13 protein-coding genes and 3 pseudogenes are annotated in these 19,235 nt (G+C 44.2%); 15 read left to right on the top strand and 1 reads right to left on the bottom strand.

Features of this window, described 5'->3' with window-relative positions:
• The 11 genes and pseudogenes from alaS to AC075J_RS04465 form a co-directional block, all read left to right on the top strand.
• Positions 1–2,396, top strand: a pseudogene (alaS, locus tag AC075J_RS04515) (alanine--tRNA ligase); the annotation flags it as partial.
• A 289-nt stretch (positions 2,397–2,685) separates the two neighbouring features.
• Positions 2,686–2,862, top strand: a complete 177-nt coding sequence (gene rpsU / locus AC075J_RS04510) for a 30S ribosomal protein S21 (RefSeq protein WP_004222305.1) — start codon at positions 2,686–2,688, stop codon at positions 2,860–2,862.
• Positions 2,863–3,051: 189 nt separating this feature from the next.
• Complete coding sequence (cls, locus tag AC075J_RS04505) at positions 3,052–4,539, top strand: cardiolipin synthase (RefSeq protein ID WP_172679292.1); 1,488 nt, start codon at positions 3,052–3,054, stop codon at positions 4,537–4,539.
• Between the two features lie 162 nt (positions 4,540–4,701).
• On the top strand, positions 4,702–5,901 hold the full coding sequence (locus AC075J_RS04500; protein ID WP_476390071.1) for a D-alanyl-D-alanine carboxypeptidase family protein: 1,200 nt from the start codon (positions 4,702–4,704) through the stop codon (positions 5,899–5,901).
• Between the two features lie 151 nt (positions 5,902–6,052).
• Positions 6,053–7,087 carry a molybdopterin-binding protein gene (locus AC075J_RS04495; RefSeq protein WP_055053455.1) on the top strand — a complete coding sequence of 345 codons (1,035 nt, stop codon included), beginning with the start codon at positions 6,053–6,055 and terminating at the stop codon, positions 7,085–7,087.
• Positions 7,088–7,145: 58 nt separating this feature from the next.
• Positions 7,146–7,955 (top strand): metallophosphoesterase, encoded by an 810-nt coding sequence (locus AC075J_RS04490; RefSeq protein ID WP_476390070.1) that lies wholly within the window; start codon positions 7,146–7,148, stop codon positions 7,953–7,955.
• Between the two features lie 67 nt (positions 7,956–8,022).
• Complete coding sequence (locus AC075J_RS04485) at positions 8,023–8,814, top strand: segregation and condensation protein A (RefSeq protein ID WP_022381132.1); 792 nt, start codon at positions 8,023–8,025, stop codon at positions 8,812–8,814.
• A 43-nt stretch (positions 8,815–8,857) separates the two neighbouring features.
• Positions 8,858–9,427 carry an SMC-Scp complex subunit ScpB gene (gene scpB / locus AC075J_RS04480; RefSeq protein WP_008704505.1) on the top strand — a complete coding sequence of 190 codons (570 nt, stop codon included), beginning with the start codon at positions 8,858–8,860 and terminating at the stop codon, positions 9,425–9,427.
• 19 nt (positions 9,428–9,446) lie between these two features.
• Positions 9,447–10,241, top strand: a complete 795-nt coding sequence (locus tag AC075J_RS04475; protein WP_476390069.1) for a zinc dependent phospholipase C family protein — start codon at positions 9,447–9,449, stop codon at positions 10,239–10,241.
• Positions 10,242–10,421: 180 nt separating this feature from the next.
• On the top strand, positions 10,422–11,654 hold the full coding sequence (locus AC075J_RS04470; RefSeq protein WP_476390068.1) for a D-alanyl-D-alanine carboxypeptidase family protein: 1,233 nt from the start codon (positions 10,422–10,424) through the stop codon (positions 11,652–11,654).
• A 255-nt stretch (positions 11,655–11,909) separates the two neighbouring features.
• Positions 11,910–12,698, top strand: coding sequence for a shikimate kinase (locus tag AC075J_RS04465; protein ID WP_173679233.1), 789 nt, complete (start codon positions 11,910–11,912; stop codon positions 12,696–12,698).
• A 151-nt stretch (positions 12,699–12,849) separates the two neighbouring features.
• Here the strand turns inward: AC075J_RS04465 and AC075J_RS04460 are convergent.
• Positions 12,850–13,759: pseudogene (locus tag AC075J_RS04460) on the bottom strand (LysR family transcriptional regulator).
• Positions 13,760–14,057: 298 nt separating this feature from the next.
• On the opposite strand from AC075J_RS04460, the gene AC075J_RS04455 reads away from it, so the two are divergent.
• The 4 genes and pseudogenes from AC075J_RS04455 (at position 14,058) to AC075J_RS04440 (ending at position 19,093) form a co-directional block, all read left to right on the top strand.
• Complete coding sequence (locus AC075J_RS04455) at positions 14,058–14,900, top strand: sugar phosphate isomerase/epimerase family protein (RefSeq protein ID WP_022381137.1); 843 nt, start codon at positions 14,058–14,060, stop codon at positions 14,898–14,900.
• 134 nt (positions 14,901–15,034) lie between these two features.
• The gene (locus AC075J_RS04450; protein WP_055057866.1) at positions 15,035–16,960 is read left to right on the top strand and encodes an oxidoreductase; all 1,926 of its coding nucleotides are present in this window, start codon (positions 15,035–15,037) and stop codon (positions 16,958–16,960) included.
• Positions 16,961–16,989: 29 nt separating this feature from the next.
• Positions 16,990–17,706: pseudogene (locus AC075J_RS04445) on the top strand (shikimate dehydrogenase); the annotation flags it as partial.
• A 187-nt stretch (positions 17,707–17,893) separates the two neighbouring features.
• Positions 17,894–19,093: an MFS transporter gene (locus AC075J_RS04440; protein WP_118521075.1), complete on the top strand. Its 1,200-nt coding sequence runs from the start codon at positions 17,894–17,896 to the stop codon at positions 19,091–19,093.
• Positions 19,094–19,235 lie beyond the last annotated feature (142 nt).

Raw genomic sequence — 19,235 nt, 5'->3', positions numbered from 1 at the left:
ACGTCACGGTACATTCTTTGAGATGCTTGGTAATTTCTCCTTTGGTGACTATTTCAAGACAGAAGCCATCCACTGGTCCTGGGAATTCCTTACAGAGGTAGTAGGACTGGATGCAAACCGTCTTTATCCTTCCGTATATCTGGAAGATGATGAAGCATTTGACATCTGGAACAAAGAAATCGGAATCCCTGCTGACAGAATTTTCCGTTTTGGAAAAGAAGATAACTTCTGGGAGCATGGTGCAGGTCCCTGTGGTCCATGTTCAGAGATCTATTATGACCGTGGAGAGAAGTATGGTTGCGGAAAACCTGGCTGTACAGTAGGATGTGACTGTGACCGTTACATGGAAGTATGGAACAACGTATTTACCCAGTTTGAGAACGATGGAAACGGAAATTATACAACACTGAAACAGAAGAACATTGATACAGGTATGGGTCTGGAACGTCTGGCAGTTGTTGTGCAGGACGTAGATTCCATCTTCGATGTAGATACTATCTGCGCACTGCGTAACCTGGTATGTAAGATCTCCGGAAAAGAATACGAGAAGAATTATAATGATGACGTATCCATCCGTCTGATCACAGACCATATCCGTTCTGCAACATTTATGATCTCCGACGGTATCATGCCTACAAACGAAGGCCGCGGTTATGTACTCCGCCGTCTGATCCGTCGTGCAGCACGTCACGGACGTCTTCTTGGAATCGAAGGCACCTTCCTTGCAAAATTAAGTGAAGAAGTGATCAATGGTTCCAAAGCAGGATATCCGGAGCTGGAAGAGAAGAAAGAATTTATCTTTAAAGTTCTCACAAATGAAGAAAACCAGTTCAACAAGACCATTGACCAGGGTCTTCGTATCCTTGGAGAGATGGAAGATGAGATGAAAGCAGCAGGAGAGAAAACACTTTCCGGCGAAAATGCATTCAAATTATATGATACTTACGGATTCCCGATGGATCTTACAAAAGAGATCCTTGAGGAAAAAGGATATGATATCGATGAAGCTGGCTTCCAGAAATGTATGGAAGAGCAGAGAAACAAAGCACGTTCTGCACGTGAAGTGACAAACTACTATGGGTGCTGACGCAACTGTATATGATGATATCGATGTAAATGTTACAACAGAATTCGTAGGATACGATCATCTTACCTTTGATTCCAAAGTAACAGTCCTTACAACAGAGACAGAGATCGTAAACTCCCTGATGGAAGGACAGAAAGGAACTGTCTTTACAGAGCAGACTCCATTCTATGCAACTATGGGTGGACAGGTCGGAGATACAGGTGTGATCGAAACTGCAAACGGTAAGTTCGTAGTAGAAGACACCATCAAGCTTCGCGGCGGCAAATTTGGCCATGTAGGTCATATGGAATCCGGTATGATCTCCACAGGCGAAACGGTTTCCCTGAAAGTGGACGAAGCTGCAAGAAGAGATACAGAGAAGAACCACAGTGCAACACATCTTCTTCAGAAAGCATTAAAGACAGTTCTTGGAAGTCATGTAGAACAGAAGGGTTCTCTGGTAACACCGGACAGACTTCGTTTCGACTTTGCTCATTTCCAGGCTATGACAGCTGATGAGATCGCACAGGTAGAAGCGCTTGTTAATAAAGAAATCCAGGCCGGTCTTGAAGTCCGTACAGATGTTATGGATGTGGAAGAGGCTAAGAAATCCGGAGCAATGGCTCTGTTCGGAGAGAAATATGACCAGAAGGTACGTGTGGTATCCATGGGCGACTTCTCCAAGGAACTCTGCGGTGGTACTCATGTGGCAAACACAGGCAACATCATGCTGTTCAAGATCGTTTCCGAATCCGGTATTGCAGCAGGTGTGCGCCGTATCGAAGCTCTGACAGGAAATGGTGTTCTGGAATACTATAAGAAACAGGAAGAACTTCTTCATGAAGCTGCAAAAGCCCTGAAAGCAAATCCTGCAGAGATCGTAGAGAAGATCGGACATCTTCAGGGAGAAGTAAAGGCACTCTCCAGTGAGAACGAATCCTTAAAGAGTAAACTGGCTCAGGGAGCTCTGGGAGATGTTATGGATAAAGTAGTAGAAGTCAAAGGTGTGAAACTTCTTGCTGCAAAAGTAGACGGAGTGGATATGAACGGACTTCGTGACCTTGGCGACCAGCTGAAAGGCAAACTTGGTGAAGGTGTTGTCCTTCTGGCAGCAGTAAACGGTGAGAAAGTAAACCTTCTTGCAATGGCTACTGATGCAGCACAGAAAGCAGGCGCTCACGCAGGTAACCTGATCAAAGCAGTGGCAGCTATCGTAGGCGGTGGTGGCGGCGGACGTCCGAACATGGCTCAGGCCGGCGGAAAGAACCCTGCCAAAGCTCAGGAAGCCGTAGATGCAGCAGCAGGAATCCTTGAAGGTCAGATAAAGTAAAAATTGTTACTGCTCACTTTGTGACCAGCAACACGCTTCGCGATGCACAGAATTTATGCTAGTCGCATAAATTCGCGCGGTATGTCTCGGGATTTTGGCATATACATGCCAAAACACCTCGCGGGATAGTGGCGTGTGAATAGTAACTAAAAAAATCTGCAAAATTTAACCAAAAAGATGTTGACGAACCCACAGGCAATGATATATAATATCACTTGTGCAAGAAAAAATACCCAGACAGTTGTATTTTAGCACAATCTACAACTGGAGGGAGGTTAGGTGTGAGTCTATGTCAAACGTAATCGTAAAAGAGAACGAGACTTTAGATAGCGCTCTTCGCAGATTCAAAAGAAGCTGTGCAAAAGCAGGAATCCAGCAGGAAATCCGCAAAAGAGAGCATTACGAGAAACCAAGCGTTCGTCGTAAAAAGAAATCTGAAGCCGCAAGAAAACGTAAATATAATTAATTGTGCGCAAAAATCCCTGGCAGTTCTGTCAGGGATTTTTATCATAATTTGGACAATAATCAGGGGAAGGAAGTAATCTTGAAGGCAGAAAATAACAAAATACTTAAAGAAAAGAAAAACTGGATCCTTTTACTGTTTAAAAAACTGGCAAAGCTGATTTTCAACAGAATCTTTTATGTTGCGGTTGCAATGCTTGTCCAGCTCGGATGGATCTTAATGATGGTACTGCGTCTGGCTGCGTATTCCAGATACATTGATATCGGATTAAGGCTGATAGGTATTGTGCTGGTATTGTGGATTTTGAATAAGGAAATAAATCCTTCCTATAAACTGGCCTGGACCATGCTGATCCTGATCCTGCCAATCCTTGGAGTGGTATTATATTTTGTGTTTGGACGTTCCAGGATCGCTGCAATCATGCAGCAGCATTTTGAACAGAGGATTGAGGAGAGCAGGGAGTATCTGCGGGATCGGCCACAGACGAGGCAGAAGCTGGAGGCTCTGGATCCCTCGGCTTCAAATCAGTCCAGATATATTTCGGATGTTTCCAGATTTCCGGTCCATGAGAACACAACTGCAGAGTATTTTCAGGTAGGAGATGATATGTTTCCGGTGCTTGTGAGGGAACTGAAACAGGCGAAGAAATACATTTTTATTGAATATTTCATTATCAATGATGGGGTGATGTGGCAGACAATCCTGAATATTCTGGAAAAGAAAGCTGCGGAGGGCGTTGATGTGCGCCTGATCTATGACGGATTTGGCTGTCTTACAACACTTCCCCATAAATATTATGAAGAGCTTCAGAAAAAAGGAATCAAATGTCAGGTATTTAATCCTTTCCGTCCCATTTTGAATATTATCCAGAATAACCGGGATCACAGGAAGCTCTGCATTATTGACGGATGGGTTGGATTTACGGGAGGCATCAATCTTGCAGATGAATATATCAACCAGAAAGCGCGTTTCGGACACTGGAAGGATACCGCTGTTATGCTCAAAGGGGAAGCTGTCTGGAATATGACGGTAATGTTTCTCCATATGTGGGCAGTGATCGGCAGATCTGAAGAGAGTGTCGATTATGAAGCCTATTTTCCCCACAGATATCATGAGGAAGAATTTGAGAGTGACGGATTTGTCCAGCCATTCTGTGATACACCTCTGGATGAGGAGGTTGTCGGTGAAGATGTATATCTGAACATTATCAACAAGGCAAAAAAATATGTATATATCTGTACTCCCTATCTGATCATAGATAATGAGATGATGACTGCCCTCTGTCTGGCAGCCAAAAGCGGGGTGGACGTGCGTATTATGACGCCGGGAATCCCTGACAAGAAGCTGGTATTTATCCTTACCCAATCCTATTACAGACAGCTTCTGGAAGCCGGTGTAAAGATTTATGAATATCAGCCCGGTTTCCTTCACGCAAAATCCTTTGTGAGTGATGATGAGATTGGAGTTGTGGGAACCATCAACCTGGACTATCGAAGTCTTTATCTTCATTTTGAGGATGGTGTATGGATTTACAGAAACAGAGTAATACAGGATATAAAAGATGATTTTATCCAGACTATGGAATATTGCAGGCAGATAGAACCGGAATTCTGCCTGAACAGAAATATAGGGCTGCGTATCATGCAGAATATTTTCCGCGCATTTGCGCCGCTGATGTAAAATGAGCACTGAAAATCGTATTTTTATGGTTTTCAGTGCTTTTTATCTGATTATGATCAGGTATCGGATTAAGATGCATTATTTTATTGGATTGCTATATAATGAATAAAGAAAGTAGTCTTAGAGCCGGCAGCCTGCCGGTACATTGATCGGAGAGAGAATATGCGAAAAAAATGGATCTCCATAATATGCGCTGTGATCATCATGGTCTGCACTATCATTACCCCTGCTTATGCCGCCGGAATCTTTTTGCCCGAGGAAAGCAATACCAAACAGGCAGAATCCACAGATCTTATTGAAGCACCATCAGGAATCTTAATGGAAGCGCAGACAGGAACAGTCGTTTATCAGAAGGATGCGGATACCAGACGAAGCCCTGCCAGTATCACGAAGATCATGACTCTGATCCTGATCTTTGATGCTCTGGATAAAGGCAGCCTGAAAATGGACGACACAGTCACAACCAGTGCACATGCAAAGTCAATGGGCGGTTCTCAGGTGTTTCTGGAGGAGGGGGAAATCCAGACAGTGGAAACCCTGATCAAATGCATTGTAATCGCGTCAGGAAACGATGCCAGCGTAGCAATGGCAGAGCATATCTGCGGCAGTGAACAGGAATTTGTCCGCCACATGAATGAACGGGCAGAAGGACTTGGGATGAAAAATACTCATTTTGAAGACTGCTGTGGTCTGACAGAATCTTCCGATCATTACACAACAGCCAGGGACATTGCCATCATGAGCAGGGAACTGATCACAAAATATCCGAAAATTCTGGAATATTCTTCCATATGGATGGAAAATATCACCCATGTGACCAGGCAGGGGACCAAGGAATTCGGACTTACCAATACCAACAAACTGATCCGCAGCTATGAGGGCTGTGTCGGTCTGAAGACAGGAAGCACCAGCATTGCAAAATACTGCCTCAGCGCAGTCGCCAAAAGAAATGACATTACTCTGATCGCAGTAGTGATGGCAGCCCCGGACTATAAAGTGCGATTTAAAGATGCAGCCTCCATGTTAAATTATGGCTTTTCAAAATGCAGCCTGTACATAGATAAGAAAATGGAAGCTCTGCCTGAGATCCCGGTCAGAAATGGAAAGAAAAAGGCGGTTTCCCTGGTTTATGAAGAACAGTTCCATTATCTGGATACCACAGGACAGAATATCGGGAATGTAAAAAGAAAGCTGAGAATCCACAGGGAAGTAAAGGCTCCGGTGAAAAAGAACACCCTGGCAGGGGAGATGATCTATTCCGTCGATGGGAAGGAACTGGGAAGAGTGCGGATCCTTTATGGGGAAAATGCAGGAAAAGCCACATATCCAGACTGCCTGAAAAAAGTCTTCATGAGATTGTAAACGTTACTGAGAACAGAGTGAACAGTAACCTGTAAACAAAAAGTATTTTGGACAATTCTATAATTTTTTGACAAAGGACAGCAATCCGATGTATAATAAAATCCAAATGGGTATTGAGGGAAATAAAAAACAAAAGGAAGGTACTATATTAATGAAAGAAATCCGTACAGAAGATGCCGTAGGGCACATTTTATGCCATGACATCACACAGATTATCAAAGATGTAAAAAAAGGGGTGCTTTTTAAGAAAGGTCATATTGTCAGAGAAGAGGATATTCCTCTGTTACTCTCTGTAGGAAAAGAACATTTATATGTGTGGGAGAAGAAAGAAGGAATCCTTCATGAGAATGAAGGCGCAGAGATCCTTTATAAGATCTGTGCCGGAGATTCGGACACCATGCATGGTTCTGATATAAAAGAGGGAAAAATCGAGCTGATCGCAGACATTGACGGAGTGCTTAAGATCCGCAGGGAAGCTCTGCTGGCTGTCAACTCACTTGGAGAGATGATGATTGCATCCCGCCATGGAGATTTTCCTGTAAAGAAGGGCGACAAACTTGCAGGAACCAGAATTATCCCTCTGGTGATCGAGAAGGAGAAAATGGATCGTGCAGCAGAGGTGGCAGGCACAGAGCCGATCTTTTCCATTCTGCCATATAAGAAGAAAAAGGTGGGTATCGTAACAACAGGAAGTGAAGTGCAGAAAGGTCTGATCACTGACACCTTCACTCCTGTACTGAGAGATAAATTTGCAAAATTTCCATCAGAGGTCATCGGTCAGACAAAACCGGGTGACGATATGGAACAGATAACAGCCGACATCCTGAAATTTATCGAAGAGGGAGCCGATATGGTAGTCTGCAGCGGTGGAATGAGCGTAGATCCGGATGACAGAACTCCGGGTGCGATCAAAGCAACAGGAACCCGCATCGTATCTTACGGTGCACCAGTACTTCCGGGAGCTATGATGCTGGTTTCCTATTATGAGAAAGACGGCAGGCAGATACCGATCCTTGGGCTTCCGGGATGTGTTATGTATGCAAAGAATACCATCTTTGATCTGCTTCTGCCAAGACTGATGGCAGATGATGAGATCACATTATCAGAGATTAACCAACTTGGAGAGGGTGGACTCTGCCTGAACTGTGATGTCTGTACATTCCCGAACTGCGGATTCGGAAAATAATATCCCGCAGAATGCGTTGTCAGACACAAAGTGAACATAAAGGGAAAAGAAAACTTGCATGAAAAGATTTAAAACCGTACATTATACAATCCATTCTAACAAAATAAAGGATGCGAGAGGCATCAGATTTGCTGTGATCGCAGATCTTCATGGCATGGAATTTGGCCCTGATAACAGAAAGCTTCTGGAGACGATCCACCGGTACAGACCGGATGGGATCCTCATTGCCGGTGATATGATCGTGAGAAATGATTCTGTTTCTTTAAAGACTGCATCATCTCTTCTGAGGAGCCTTGCTCAGCAGTATCCGGTTTATTATGCACTGGGAAACCATGAATATAAGCTGTACAGGACAGATCCTCAGGAGAACTGTATGGCAGCCCGATATCAGGAATATGAAAAGGAGCTGAAGACAGCCGGGATCCATATCCTGCATAATGAATCCTGCAGCCTGCAGGTGGGAAAAAACAGCCTTACTGTCTATGGTCTGGAAGTACCTCTGATCTATTATAAAAAGCCATTTTCTCCACAGCTTAAAAGAGAGGAAATCAGGGAACTGATCGGAGAACCATCTTCCGATTCCCTGAATATTCTTCTGGCTCACAGTCCCAAATATGGAGATACCTATTTTGACTGGGGGGCAGATCTGATCCTGAGCGGGCATTATCATGGAGGGATTGTAAGAATTGGCAGGCACAATGGGATGCTTTCCCCACAGCTTCATCCATTTCCGAAGTTCTGCTGCGGAGATTTCCACAGGAAGGAACAGCATATGCTGGTAAGCGCAGGAGCAGGGGAACACACCATACCTGTAAGGATCCATAATCCCAGGGAATTGCTGATGGTGGATCTGAAACCGAATGCCTGAGAATATTGTTACTGTCTGCTGACTGTATGGCAGCGAAATATTTACTTGAAAAGGAAAAGACTGTGCTATGGGAATTCCGGTAAAGCTGGAAGTATTTGAAGGTCCTCTGGATCTCTTACTGCACCTTATCGAAAAAAATAAAATAGATATCTATGATATCCCCATCGTGGAGATCACAGATCAGTATATGGAATACATCCATGCCATGGAGCGGGAAGACCTTGGTGTTATGAGCGAGTTTATGGTTATGGCAGCCACATTGCTGGATATCAAGTGTAAAATGCTTCTCCCGAAAGAAGTCAATGAGGAGGGAGAAGAGGAAGATCCAAGAGCGGAACTGGTGGAGAAACTTCTGGAATATAAGATGTATAAGTTTATGTCCTATGAGCTGAAGGACAAGATGGACGATGCGGCAAATGTATTCTTTAAAGAGCCCACTCTTCCCGATGAGGTACTGCAGTACAGAGAGCCTGTAGATCCAAAGGAACTTCTGGCAGGTCTCACACTGGAGAAGCTGAATGCAATCTACAAGTCCATCATCCGCAGGCAGGAAGACAAGGTCGATCCTATCCGAAGTAAATTCGGAACCATCGAGAAGGAAGAGGTCAGTCTGTCTGATAAGATGATAGAGATCAAAGATTTTGCCCGTACCCATCGAAAATTCAGCTTCCGCAATCTCCTGGAGAGTCAGTGCTCGAAAGTACAGGTGATCGTCACCTTTCTCTCCATATTGGAACTGATGAAAATGGGACATATCCATGTAGAGCAGGACGGGCTGTTTGACGATATCTCTGTTGAAGTACAGACAGACCCGGATACATGGAAGAATCTTACAGAATTTGCGGAAGATGAACCATAGAATACGGAGATCAATATGTAATAAAAGGAATGAGGAAGACTGAGTGAAGATTAAGGAGACAGAAGCTGCGATAGAAGCAATACTTTTTGCAATGGGCGGTTCCGTAGAACTGCCCCGGATCGCCAGAGCCATCGGTGTGGACGAGAAGACAACAGGAAGGATCATCCGCAATATGATGGACCGTTATCAGGAAGAGAACAGAGGCATCCAGATCATAGAGCTGGAGAATTCTTTCCAGATGTGTACAAAGAAAGAATATTATCAGTATCTGATCAATATTGCCCTGCATCCTCAGAAGCCGGCACTGTCAGATGTTATGCTGGAAACCTTATCCATCATTGCATACAAACAGCCGGTTACAAAGGCAGAGATCGAGAAGATCCGAGGGGTAAAATGTGACCACGCCATCAACAAGCTGGTAGAATACAGTCTGGTCAGGGAGCTGGGGCGTCTGGATGCCCCCGGACGTCCGATCCTGCTTGGAACTACGGAAGAGTTTCTGCGCTGCTTCGGCGTACAGGATCTGGAATCCCTGCCTGTCCCTGACCCTGTCCAGATAGAGGACTTTAAGGCAGAGGCAGAGGAAGAAATCCAGCTGAAACTGGATGTGTAAGATAAAGGAGAAAAAACTAATGCCAACCACATATGCGCATGATTTATTTGGAAAAGAAGTATATAAGAGACTGCCTTCAGATATGAAAGCCCTGATCCGCAGACATGGGGACTTGTACAGGATCGGTTTACATGGGCCGGATATCCTGTTCTACTATATGGTTTCAAAGAATCCTGTCACCCAGTTCGGGATTGAGATGCATCATGAGAAGGCAAGAGCCTTTTTTGAAGAAGGGATGCGGCAGGTCAGAAGAAATGATGATGAGGCACTTTTTGCATATCTTCTTGGATTTGGCTGTCATTATATTCTGGACTCCGCATGCCATCCCTATGTAAATAAGATGGCGGCAGAAGGAGTTATTCCTCACATTGTTCTGGAGAAGGAATTTGACCGTGTGCTTATGGAAGAGACAGGTAAAGATCCCGACCATTATTATCCGGCCTGCGGGATCATGCCGAAGATGGAATATGCCAGAGTGATCCACAGGGCCATTCCTCTGGTGAAAACCATAAACATTTATATTTCTGTCAGGATGATGAAAATTCTTACCAATTTCATGGTGTGTGATGACCATGGAAGAAAACGCAGGATTCTGGGGAAACTTCTGAGACTGGGAGGAGAGTCCATCGGCTCTGTCATTGAACATTTCATGACTGCCGAAGCAGTAGAGCAGGCAAAAGCTCCCATGCCTGAACTTGAGAGGTTTTACAGAGAGGCGATTCCTGAAGCTGTGGAATATCTGGGAGAACTTTATACCTTAAGAGAGGGAGCTTATCATCTGAGCAAAAGATGGGACCGGACTTATAACGGGTAATGGGTATATCCCGATATTTTTCGGAACTGTGACAGTCATATTCCGGACATGCAGGCATAAATTATCTTATAGGGTGAAGCAAAATCCTGCAGATATCCTGTAAACAACAGATCTGTGAATAACCGTAAATTATGAACAGTGATATTCATGGATTGCCAGCATGTGAGGTGGAGTATGAGAATGAAACATATTGCCGCTGTCATTGTTGTGACGGCGGTATTATTGTTTACGCAGACATACACCTCCGCCCGGGGAGCGGAGTACAAAATACCTCAGACAGTAGACATGACACCTGTTGCAGAAGAACCGGCAGAACTGTACGCATTATCAGCAGTCCTCATGGACGGAGAGTCCGGCAGAGTACTCTATGAAAAGGACGGGGAGCGTCCTCTGGCAAATGCCAGCACAACCAAGGTGCTTACCTGTATTGTGGCACTGGAGAACTCTCCGGGGGATGATTATGTTCTGGTTTCTCAGAATGCGGCATCCCAGCCGGAAGTAAAGCTGGGACTTCAGAAGGGAGAACAGTATTATCTGGAGGATCTTCTGTACTCCCTTATGCTGAAAAGCCACAATGATACAGCGGTGGCCATTGCAGAACACTGCGGGGGAAGCGTGGAAGGCTTTGCCAGAATGCTCAACCGGAAAGCAAAACAGATAGGATGTAAGAATACGTATTTTATCACACCCAATGGCCTGGATGCTGAGGATGAGAACGGAAAACATCACACAACAGCCAAAGATCTGGCACTGATCATGCGCTATGCTGTTAAAAACGAAACATTCCTGCACATTGCACAGACCAGAGACTATACATTCTCTGAGATCACAGGAAAGAGAACCTTTTCTGTACATAATGCCAACGCATTTCTTGACATGAGAGACGGAGTTCTTGCCGGAAAAACAGGCTATACTTCCCAGGCTGGCTACTGTTATGTATGTGCCTGGGAAAGAGAGGGCAAAACATTTATCGTCAGCCTCCTTGGCTGTGGGTGGCCCAACCACAAAACCTATAAATGGAGTGATACAGAGAAACTGCTGGACTTCGGAGATTACAACTATGAGTACGAAACCTACTGGAAAGAACCACAGACCGGAAAAATCCTGGTAACAGACGGTGTGGAAGATGGTCAGGATATAGGAACGAAAATCTATCTGAGAGGTAAATGCAGTGTAACCGCATATGACAGGGAAAAAGAAGTCCTTCTGAAAAAAGGGGAAACTGTAACCTGTAAAATAGAAATTCCACAGAAAGTCAGTGCACCGGTTCTTAAGGGGGAGAAGCTTGGCCGCATTGCCTATTACCTGGATGGAAAACTGATAGATTTTTATCCGGTCTATGCGGAGAAATCAGTGGAAAAAATCAGTTTTAAATGGTACACTGAAAAAGTATTTCATGATTTTTTTCATTAAATACATTTATATGGAAACCTTAAAGAAACGTCATCAGAGTCTTGCCATAGAATCGTCTGTCGAATTCATAGAAAAAAACTATCGAACAGATGAAACAATTTAATGGTTTAAAGGGTTGCTATACGAAAGCGATATTGATATAATAAATCTTAACAGTCGGCATTCATATATTGCCGTTCGTGAATAGTTTATGTCAGCCTGTGGCTGATCTGCGGTCTGCTGCAAACTGACATAGGAAAGACAGAGGAAAGAGATATGAATCAGTTAGAAATACTCAGAGAGAGTCTTGGCCAGTGTGATGAGATCATTCTGGATGCACTTATCATGCGTAACAGGATCGTGGAGGACATTATGGCATATAAAGAAGCCAACGGACTCCAGATTTTACAGCCTGAGCAGGAAGCGAAGCAGAAAGAATGGCTGGAGAAGAGAATGGAAGGCAGACGCCATAAGGATGAGGTTTCCGATGTATTTGAATGCATCCGCACAAACAGTAAACGGATCCAGGCGAGAAAGCTCTTCGATTATAATATCGTACTGATCGGCTTTATGGGTACGGGTAAGTCCACAATTTCTGATTTCCTTAAGAATGTATTTGCCATGGATGTGGTAGAGATGGATCAGATCATTGCCCAGAGACAGGGAATGAGTATTTCCGATATCTTCGAGACATACGGTGAGCAGTATTTCCGTGATCTTGAGACAAATCTGCTTATCGAAATGCAGTCACGCAGCAATGTTGTGATCTCCTGCGGCGGCGGTACTCCAATGAGAGAGTGCAATGTAGTAGAGATGAAGAAGAATGGCCGTGTTGTTCTCCTCACAGCAAAACCGGAGACAATCCTTGACCGCGTCAAAAATAACCATGACCGTCCGCTGATCGAGAACAATAAGACTGTTCCATTTATCGCAGATCTGATGGAGAAACGCCGCGCTAAATACGAGGCAGCGGCTGATATCATCATCGAAACAGACGGCAAGAACGAACTGGAAATCTGCGAAGAACTGGTACACAGACTCCGCACCATGGATGAAGAAAAATAATATAACATGACAGATCTGGTTTATGATATCAGAAGTGCCGGATATCAAGTCATAATATTGAATGTATCGGTTATTATAAAAAGATATGGGGTGTCTCGACTGACGGGACAGTCCCATATCTTTTTGTATTCTGATATTTTGTTAAGTCAGATCAGCTGGTCTTATAATCCCATTCCTTCTGTGCCTGCTCGATCACATATTTCTTAAATGCTTCCACAACCGGTGGATGGTATACGTTCTTCAACATTGCCATATAGAAGTTTCTCTGCCAGCTTGGAGAAACTAAGGGAAGGATCTTTTACATTCAGAGACTGCAGGATCGGAATATTGGGAGCTACGCAGATTCCAAAGCCGTTGGAGACAAAGCCTGCAGCAACCTGATCCTCGTCAATCTCATCAGCCACATCCGGTGTCTGCCCGATACATTCAAATAGTCCGTCAATGATCTGTCTCAGACCACTTCTCTTCTTAAATATAATCTGTTTATAAGGAATGGTATCCTCCAGCCGTACTTCATCCTTTACTGCCAGCGGATGATCCAGAGGTACGATCACAACCAGCTCCTGTCTGGCAACCGGAATAAACTCGATCAGCGGCTCATTATCAAGTTTGGAACAGAACCCCAGATCATATTTCTTCTCTTTTAATCCGTTCAGAATATCAGATGTTAAAACTTTATCACAATACAGATTAAAATCTATCTTTTTAGTAGGATTTTCCTCCAGAAATCCCCGCATGATCTTAGGAAGAAAATCAATTCCAAGTGTACGCAGGAATACCACATCAATGCAGCCTTCCCCTTTACCTGCCAGCTTCAGACTGTTCACAGAAGAGTCCAGACGGTTCAGTACCTCTTCCACGTCATTCAGGAAAACTTTTCCATACTTGGTAAGAGTAACATTCCTTCCATTTTTTTCAAACAGTTTCACGCCCAGTTCTTCCTCAAGAGTGGAGATCGCATAACTCAGCGAAGGCTGGGTGATCGCCAGAATATCAGCGGCTTTTGTGTAATGTTCAATATGAGCCAGCGTAGAAAAGTACCGCAGATGATACAGGTTCATAGAAAAACTCCTTTCTCTGATAAATATTTTATAAGTGACTATATTTTATGTGCAGGCTTTCATAGTCCTTTAATGCTTCGGAAAACTATAATTATAGTCACTCTTGCACAAATAATCCGCGCTGTATTTGTCATATATGTAGATTATATCATGATGTATTGAAAAAATCTATGAATTTAAAGGATAGAACTAATTTGTTTTATATTTAACAAAGATATATAATGCTTATATCAAAAAGATACAAAATATTATCAAAATAAATAGAAAAATTATGCGATTTTATCAGGAGGACAAAAAGATGTCAAAAGAATTTCCAATTACTATCAGTTCCTGGACACTGGGAGATCAGTGCAAATTTGAAGACAGAGTGATCGCTGCAAAGAACGCAGGATACGAAGGAATCGGCCTTCGTGCAGAAACTTATGTAGATGCGTTGAATGAGGGACTTTTTGACAAAGACATTCTTGCTATTCTGGACAAACATGGTATGAAAGTAACAGAGGTTGAGTACATCGTACAGTGGGCAGAAGAACACAGATCTTACGAACAGAAATACAAAGAACAGCTCTGCTTCCATATGTGTGAATTATTTGACGTAAAACAGATCAACTGTGGTCTGATGGAAAACTACTCCGTAGAATATACTGCTCAGAAATTAAGAGAATTATGCCAGAGAGCAGGAAAATACATCATTGGTGTTGAACCAATGCCATACAGCGGAATCCCGGATATGAAAAAAGGCTGGGCAGTTGTAAAGGCAGCTGACTGCGAGAATGCAAAACTGATCATGGATACCTGGCACTGGGTAAGAGCAAATCAGCCGGTTGACCTTTCTGTGATCGAAGACATCCCGGCAGACAAGATCGTATCCATCCAGATCAACGATGTATGGGAAAGACCATATGCAACAACAATCTTAAGAGACGAATCCATGCATGACCGTCTTGCTCCCGGAACAGGAATCGGATGTACAGCAGCGTTCGTTAAGATGGTAAAAGAAAAAGGAATCAAACCAAACGCAATCGGTGTAGAAGTCATCAGCGATGCAATCCTTGCAAAAGGACTTGAATATGCTGCAAACCATACATATGAGAACACAAAGAAAGTGCTTGAGGAAGCATGGCCGGAAGTTCTTCAGTAAGTATCTGACGGATAAACCAACAGATTAAAGGATCAGGCAGAAATCTCCACGCCTGCCTGATCCGCATTCTGAATGAATACAAAATAGAGAATGAATAATTAATAGAAAAGAATTCGAAAAAAGGAGAAGGTCACATGAAATTTAATGCAATGTTTCAGCCGATCAACATCGGTCCAATGACAGTAAAGAACCGCTTCGTAGTTCCGCCAATGGGAAACAACTTTGCAAACACAGACGGAAGCATGAGTGAACAGTCCGCAGCTTATTATCGTGAAAGAGCAAAAGGCGGCTTCGGTCTGATCACAATCGAAGCAACAGTAGTACATAAAGGCGCAAAGGGCGGCCCCCGCAAGCCATGTCTTTATGATGACTCCACAATCGAAAGCTTCCGCAAGGTAGTAGATGCCTGTCATGCAGAGGGAGCAAAGGTTTCCGTACAGCTTCAGAATGCAGGCCCTGAAGGAAATGCAAAGAACGCAGGTGCACCGATCGAGGCAGCTACAAGTATTCCGTCAGACTGTGGAAGAGATACACCAAAGGAAGTTACAACTGAAGAAGTTTATGAACTGGTAAAAGGCTATGGCCTCGCAGCAAAGAGAGCCATGGAAGCAGGCGTAGATGCAGTTGAGATCCATATGGCACACGGCTATCTGGTAAGTACCTTCCTTTCCCCGAGAACAAACAAGAGACTGGACGAATTTGGTGGTTCCTTTGAGAACAGAATGCGTTTCTCCCGTCTGATCATCGAAGAAGTTAAGAAGATGACAGAAGGAAAGATTGCAGTTCTTGCAAGAATCAACAGCTGTGATGAAGTACCGGGCGGTCTTGATGTGCATGACAGTGCTGCGATCGCTGCATATCTGGAAGGATGCGGACTGGATGCCATCCATGTATCCAGAGCTGTTCACATCCGCGATGAATTTATGTGGGCACCGACAGTCACACACGGCGGTTTCTCCGCTTCTCAGGTAGAAGAGATCAAACGTGCCGTATCTATCCCGGTGATCACAGTAGGACGTTATACAGAACCGCAGTTTGCGGAATTAATGGTAAAAGAAGGACGCTGTGACCTGGTTGCATTCGGACGTCAGAGCCTTGCAGATCCTTATATGCCATTAAAAGCGCAGGAAGAAAGACTGGAGGATATGATCCCATGTATCGCATGTCTTCAGGGCTGCGTGGCAAACATGTATGCAGGAAACCCTGTATGCTGTCTTGTAAACCCATTCCTTGGACATGAAGCTGAGGGCATTGCTCCTGCAGAAAAAGCGAAAAAAGTAATGGTAATCGGCGGCGGTGTTGCAGGTCTTTGCGCTGCATTTATCGCACAGGAAAAAGGTCATCAGGTAACACTTTATGAAGCAAGTGATAAACTTGGCGGAAACATGCGTCTTGCTGCTTATCCTCCGGGAAAAGGCGACATCACAAACATGATCCGCAGCTATATCGTACGCTGCCAGAAAGCAGGCGTAACAATCAAAATGAATCAGGAAGTAACTCTGGATCTTATCAGGGAAGAGAAACCAGACAGCGTAATTGTTGCTTCCGGTTCCAGAACATTGATCCTTCCGATCGAAGGTATCGACAATCCTGCAATTATCCATGGCTCTGATCTCCTTGACGGCAAGAGAGCAGCAGGAAAGAAAGTTCTTGTTGTAGGCGGCGGAATGGTGGGATGCGAGACAGCAGCATTCCTCGGTGAGCAGAACCATGATGTAACAGTCATTGAGTTCAGAGACACTGTAGGTGCCGACGTGATCCACGAGCATAGAGTTTACCTGATGAAAGATTTCGAAGATTACAAGATCAAAGAGATCACAGGTGCAAAGGTATGCAAATTCTATGAGGACGGCGTAGAGTACGAGACAGCAGACGGACAGAGACATGAATCCAGAGGCTATGATTCTGTCATCCTCTCCATGGGATTCAGAAACTACAACCCATTCGGCGAAGAGATCAAAGCCATCGTACCGGATACCTATGTGATCGGCGATGCCACCCGCGCAAGAAGAGCACTTGATGCTACGAAAGAAGCGTATGAGGTAGCGTCTACATTATAATTAAAAATATTTCAGGAGGCAAACAGGAAATGGAACAGAGAATTAAAGGAACAACAGGATTAATGGCACTTATCGGAAGCCCGGTAGGACACTCAGGATCACCGGCAATGTATAACTTCAGCTTCCGTCATCATAACCTTGACTATGCTTACATGGCATTTGACATCAAGGAAGACCAGGTTCCGGCTGCTCTGGATGCAATCCGTCTTTTCAAAATGAGAGGCGCAAACGTAACTATGCCATGCAAGAACGAAGTTGCAAAACACATGGATGAGCTTTCACCTGCAGCAAGAATCATCGGTGCAGTTAACACAATCGTTAATGAAGACGGCAAATTAGTAGGACATATCACAGATGGTATCGGATTTGTCCGCAACTTAAAAGAACATGGCGTTGACGTAAAAGGCAAAAAAATGGTAGTTCTCGGTGCAGGCGGTGCTGCAACAGCAATCCAGGTACAGTGTGCATTAGACGGAGCAGAATCCATTTCTATCTTCAATCCGAAAGACCCATTCTTTGCACGTGCAGAGTCCACAGCAGAGAAACTGAGCAAAGAAACACCGGATTGTAAAGTTTCTGTATTTGATCTGGAAGATGAGGCAAAACTGAAAGAAGAGGTTGCAAACGCAGACATCCTCGTAAACGCAACACTTGCAGGAATGAAACCTCACGAAGAGCTTACTCTGATCAAAGATAAATCCATGTTCCGCCCTGATCTTGTAGTAGCAGACGTTGTTTACAATCCTGCTGAAACAAGAATGGTAAAAGAAGCCAAAGAAGCAGGCTGCAAGCTTGCAATCGGCAGAAAGGAATGCTGTTATGGCAGGGAGCTGCAGCTTACAAACTCTACACAGGACTGGAAATGCCAACAGCTGAATACCAGAAATTCCAGGAAGAAAACGAAAACAAGTAATAATAACCTAGGAGACCAAAATGAAACAGAAAACAAATAAAATGCTCATTTTCACCTCCCTTGCAGCATATTTCACTTATTTCATCCATGGAATCGGTGCTTCTATCCTGGGGCAGTACAAACCGGAGTTTGCAGCTGCCTGGGGTGCGAATCCCCTGGCCGATGGCACACTGGATGTAAGTATGGTAGTATCTGTAATTGCAGCACTTGGACTGGGGCGTCTGATTTCTCTTCCTTTCTCCGGTCCTCTGTCTGACAAATACGGAAGAAAACTGAGCGGAATTATCGGTGTGCTCTGTTATGTGGCATACTTCTTTGGAATGGCTAATTCCACATCCATGGCAATGGGATATGCATTTGCAGTGATCGGCGGAATTGCAAACTCTTTCCTCGATACCTGCGTAAGCCCTACCTGTATGGAAATCTATGTAAACAACCCGTCAGTAGCCAACCTGTTTACAAAATTTTCCATCTGCCTGAGCCAGTTCCTGCTTCCATTCCTGATCGGAATCGTAGCATCTGCAAATATGTCATATAAGACAATCTTTATCGTAGCAGGTATTGCAATCCTCATTGACGGAATCCTAATTCTGATCCTCCCCTTTCCGGCGAGAGAGAAGGCAGTACAGGCTAAAGCTGATAAGAAGAAATCCGGACACAAGATTTCCCCTGCAGCGATCGCTGCAATTCTGATCGGATTCACCAGCTCCTCAACCTTTATGTTATGGCTGAACTGTAATCAGGAACTTGCCCGTTCCTATGGTATGGCAGACCCTTCAAAGATTCAGTCCCTGTATGCCCTGGGAACTGCAACTGCCATCCTTGCAACAGCAGCATTTATCAAAAAAGGTCTGAAAGAGATTAACGTCCTGATCCTCTATCCGTTAATCTCTACAATTATGCTGGCTCTCTGCTACTTTATCCAGGCTCCGTTTATTTGTCTGGTAGGTGGTTTTGTGATCGGATATGCAGGTGCAGGCGGTGTTCTCCAGCTGGCAGTTTCCACAACAGCAGAGTTCTTCCCTGAGAATAAGGGAACAGCAACCTCACTGGTAATGATCGCATCCAGCATCGCGAACTACACAATCTTAAGCCTTGCAGGATACATTACCAAAGTTGGCGGAAGCAGCGCTCCGAGAATGATCCTTCTCCTGAACATGGCAGTGACCATCGTCGGTATCCTGCTCGCCCTCTTCGTAAAGAAAAACAGAAATCAGTAAGGCAGTGTGCCAACAAGTTGATTTCCTGAATAATCTCGCATCTAAATTTCTTATTTTCGCGTTGTTGTCGGGTGTCGTAGCTACCGCTACGCCTTGAAATAAAAAATTATTAAAATCCAATCCAACTGAAGATATGTTTGGA

This window comes from Blautia sp. ZXY-1-C6, from assembly GCF_056339875.1.
The sequence above is the reverse complement of the archived record's forward strand: the minus strand, read 5'-3'. Positions and strand labels throughout refer to the sequence as shown.

What these genes read in the sequence shown, in the direction of transcription:
- AC075J_RS04450 (WP_055057866.1), top strand. Translation starts at nt 15,035, where the DNA reads ATGAAATTTAATGCAATGTTTCAGCCGATCAACATCGGTCCAATGACA.
- AC075J_RS04475 (WP_476390069.1), top strand. Translation starts at nt 9,447, where the DNA reads ATGCCAACCACATATGCGCATGATTTATTTGGAAAAGAAGTATATAAG.
- AC075J_RS04485 (WP_022381132.1), top strand. Translation starts at nt 8,023, where the DNA reads ATGGGAATTCCGGTAAAGCTGGAAGTATTTGAAGGTCCTCTGGATCTC.
- AC075J_RS04440 (WP_118521075.1), top strand. Translation starts at nt 17,894, where the DNA reads ATGAAACAGAAAACAAATAAAATGCTCATTTTCACCTCCCTTGCAGCA.
- AC075J_RS04490 (WP_476390070.1), top strand. Translation starts at nt 7,146, where the DNA reads ATGAAAAGATTTAAAACCGTACATTATACAATCCATTCTAACAAAATA.
- AC075J_RS04465 (WP_173679233.1), top strand. Translation starts at nt 11,910, where the DNA reads ATGAATCAGTTAGAAATACTCAGAGAGAGTCTTGGCCAGTGTGATGAG.
- cls (WP_172679292.1), top strand. Translation starts at nt 3,052, where the DNA reads ATGCTTGTCCAGCTCGGATGGATCTTAATGATGGTACTGCGTCTGGCT.
- AC075J_RS04455 (WP_022381137.1), top strand. Translation starts at nt 14,058, where the DNA reads ATGTCAAAAGAATTTCCAATTACTATCAGTTCCTGGACACTGGGAGAT.
- AC075J_RS04495 (WP_055053455.1), top strand. Translation starts at nt 6,053, where the DNA reads ATGAAAGAAATCCGTACAGAAGATGCCGTAGGGCACATTTTATGCCAT.
- rpsU (WP_004222305.1), top strand. Translation starts at nt 2,686, where the DNA reads ATGTCAAACGTAATCGTAAAAGAGAACGAGACTTTAGATAGCGCTCTT.
- AC075J_RS04470 (WP_476390068.1), top strand. Translation starts at nt 10,422, where the DNA reads ATGAAACATATTGCCGCTGTCATTGTTGTGACGGCGGTATTATTGTTT.
- AC075J_RS04500 (WP_476390071.1), top strand. Translation starts at nt 4,702, where the DNA reads ATGCGAAAAAAATGGATCTCCATAATATGCGCTGTGATCATCATGGTC.